The following is a 2,990-nucleotide window of genomic DNA, read 5'->3' as shown; positions in this document are numbered from 1 at the left end:
GAACAAGAGCATCCGGGAGTGGACCGAGCTGCTGGCCGGCGACGAGGTGCTGGCCACGGCCATCCTCGACCGCCTGCTGCACCGAGCGCATGTTCTCAACATCAAGGGGCGCAGCTATCGCCTGCGGGATCTGGAGGAGGCTCTCCAGCGGGCTCACGCTTGAGCCGTCGTAAAACTGGATGTCGCCTTATCTCGTAAATCTCGGTGTCGCTTGACAATGATTTCCGGTTGCTGCGGTACGCACGGGTGCGACGCTGGTCGGTGCTTTGAATATCTCTTGCTTCCACGGATGCCTGAGGGCCTCCTCCCTCGACAGAATTCGCCCAAGTTCACATGAGGTCCAGGACGTTTGGTGAGGTTCGACCAATCCAACGTTGAAACTGTCCTGATCAGCTGTCAGGTGGCAGGCGAACGTTACGCGATCGGATGATGAGGCCGTCTCTGCCCGATCACCGAGACTAATTACGACATCGGCGCGACGTTCGTGAGGGCCATGGGCGAGAAGAGCGCAATATACCGCGAACGGCTCGCCGTCGCGGAAGTCGAATCTCGCCAGCTGGATCGTCGGAGATCCACAGCATTGACATGAACCCGTGACCGGATCGGCAAATTCGATGGTGTCCATCGGCGTCCTCAAGGGGTCAAGTTTACCGGCCGCTACGCCCGGAGCCGCTGCTCACCCTGCACGAGTACAGCAGCGACATAGCTCATCAATGGCCCCATTCATTCCAAGTGCGACATCGGTCTACTCGTCGGCAGGCCATCGTGCATCTTTTGTCTAGCAAGATACCAGATGGATTGTTGAAGCTCCGTTGAGGACCAAGCAGCGACGATCCCCTGCCCTTCATGAACGTCGCGTGTTCCTATTTACAGCGGACGTTCGCTCTACTTCCGGGAAGTGCCAGAAGCGGTCGTTTCGAGACTTTTGATAGTCGCTCTTCCCAACCTGTTTTGGTGCTCCAGAGAGGTCACATACTACAAGCTCTCTAACGGGGACGGGCGGGCGGCAAGGCCATATCCGTTCGTCTATTGCGTGCTTGACCTCCAACTCGCCCATTCCGAAAGTGTTAGGTAGTCTAGGCGGTGCCGCAACCAACTTGGTCAGACCACACCTTCGAATGGCAATGCTCGGGAGTGGGTCGGAGGTCTTCACGTTCTTCGTTATCACGTACGTGAAATACCGCTCGATCCCGAGATTAAGCCGCAGCAGCTTGTCTATCAGCCTCTGATAGGCATCAATATCTTCAGATACGATATTAAGAATATAGTCTACGCCACCCCCTGTTGCGTTACAGGAGACGATCGCGGGCTCTTTGAGTATCGCCTCCTCAAAGCGGTCGAAATCAGACTGCTGATGGCTCCTCAGCATGATTTCGACAAGAACGGCGGTTCGCCGGGCCAATTTGTCTATATTGATACGGACTGTATAGCCAGTAATCACTCCACTCTTCTCAAGGCGGCTCAGGCGCTCCCAGCATGCTGTGGGAGATAGATTGACAGCTTCAGCGAGCCGAATTTTGGTCATCCGCCCATCCCTCTGGAGAGCAGCAAGGATCTTGAAGTCAATTTTGTCGAGTTTCATAGCTATCTCGAAGTTCCAGCACAATGTAATGCTTTATCCATTACAATCATTCGAGACAATCCTATGCGCGAGCTACCTCGCCCCCTTGATGACCAGGACGCCATTGTTCGACCCGAAGAACCGCTGATTGCGGACTGGCGACCCAAGTTAACCAAACGGAAGGGTGTCACGAAGCACAAGCTTCTGACCGAGCGGATCATCGCTGATATCGATGCGGATATCCTGCCGGCGCATGCACGCATGCCGACGCACCGGGACCTTGCCCGGCAGCTCGGGGTGTCCGTGCAGACCGTGAGCCTCAGCTATCAGGAGGCCGAACGGCGTGGCTATCTGCGAGGCGAGGTCGGTCGGGGTACATTCGTACGCAGCCGGGTTACGGAGAAGGCGGACCGGTTCATGCTCGACCGGGACCCCGGCGAGACCGTTGATCTCTCCATCATCCGGGCGATCTACACCGAAGCGCACGAAGACGCATCCCGCGCGATCATGAGGCGCCTCGCCCAGGGCGACAACAGCGCCTTCATGCGCCCTTGCCGACCCATCGCGGGGCTGGAGCGCCATCGGTCTTCGGCACAGGTCTGGCTGAAAGGCCTTGGCATCGAGGCCGCGAAGGACCGCATCCTGATCACGAACGGCGCCGCCCACGGCCTCTTCCTGGCGGTCGCCGCCATCGTGCAGCCCGGCGATATCGTTCTCACCGAGAATCTGACGGACCATGGCATCATCGGCCTCGCGAATGTCCTGGGCTTCACCCTGCGCGGCCTCCCGACCGACCGCGAGGGCATTCTTGTGGAAGCCTTCGAGGAGGCCTGTGCGACAGGCGGGGTGAGTGCCCTGGTACTCATCCCGTCTTTGGGCAATCCGACCAGCCATGTGATGGGAGCCGAGCGGCGGCAGGCGATTGCGGAGATTGCCCGCCGCTACGGCATCTATGTCGTGGAGGATGAAGTCTACAAGCCGCTCCTGGAGACGCCGCTCCCGTCCTTTACCGACCTGCTGCCGGATCTTGGCTTCTTCGTCACCAGCTTCACCAAATCGGTCCTGACGGGTCTGCGGGTAGGATATCTCGTGGTGCCGCCGCAATACTCGATCCGCGTCGCCAGTATCATGCGCGTGACGAGTTGGAGCGCCACGAACCTTCCCGCCGAGATCGCGACCCTGTGGATCGAAGACGGCACGGCCCTGAACCTGGTTGAGTTGCAACGCCGGGAGGTGCGGGTGCGCCAGGCCATGGTGTCGGAGATCCTCGGAGCGCACATCGCTGGGTCTCACCCCTTGTGACGTTGGTGCATAATTGAGAGGTGGGCCGCATGCACCCCTTAGCCCTGGGGTTCAGACGAGGCGCTGGGATACTGGCATGCCAAGGCTGGTCATGATGTTGATGACCTTGCAGCCGACCGCAGCTTCG

General features: G+C 59.0%; 1 protein-coding gene and 2 pseudogenes. 2 read left to right on the top strand and 1 reads right to left on the bottom strand.

Annotated features, from left to right (window positions below; genetic code table 11):
- A pseudogene (locus FS320_RS40880) lies at positions 1 to 142 on the top strand (ATP-binding protein); the annotation flags it as partial.
- Positions 143 to 844: 702 nt separating this feature from the next.
- Here FS320_RS40880 and FS320_RS50510 read toward each other — a convergent pair.
- Positions 845 to 1,582, bottom strand: a complete 738-nt coding sequence (locus tag FS320_RS50510; protein ID WP_152718259.1) for a winged helix-turn-helix transcriptional regulator — start codon at positions 1,580 to 1,582, stop codon at positions 845 to 847.
- 123 nt (positions 1,583 to 1,705) lie between these two features.
- On the opposite strand from FS320_RS50510, the pseudogene ehuR reads away from it, so the two are divergent.
- Positions 1,706 to 2,860, top strand: a pseudogene (gene ehuR, locus FS320_RS40870) (MocR-like ectoine utilization transcription factor EhuR); the annotation flags it as partial.
- Between the last annotated feature and the right edge of the window lie 130 nt (positions 2,861 to 2,990).

The sequence above is a fragment of the Microvirga tunisiensis genome, assembly GCF_009296175.1.
In the GTDB taxonomy this organism is placed as follows: Bacteria; Pseudomonadota; Alphaproteobacteria; order Rhizobiales; family Beijerinckiaceae; genus Microvirga; species Microvirga tunisiensis.
The sequence above is the reverse complement of the archived record's forward strand: the minus strand, read 5'-3'. Positions and strand labels throughout refer to the sequence as shown.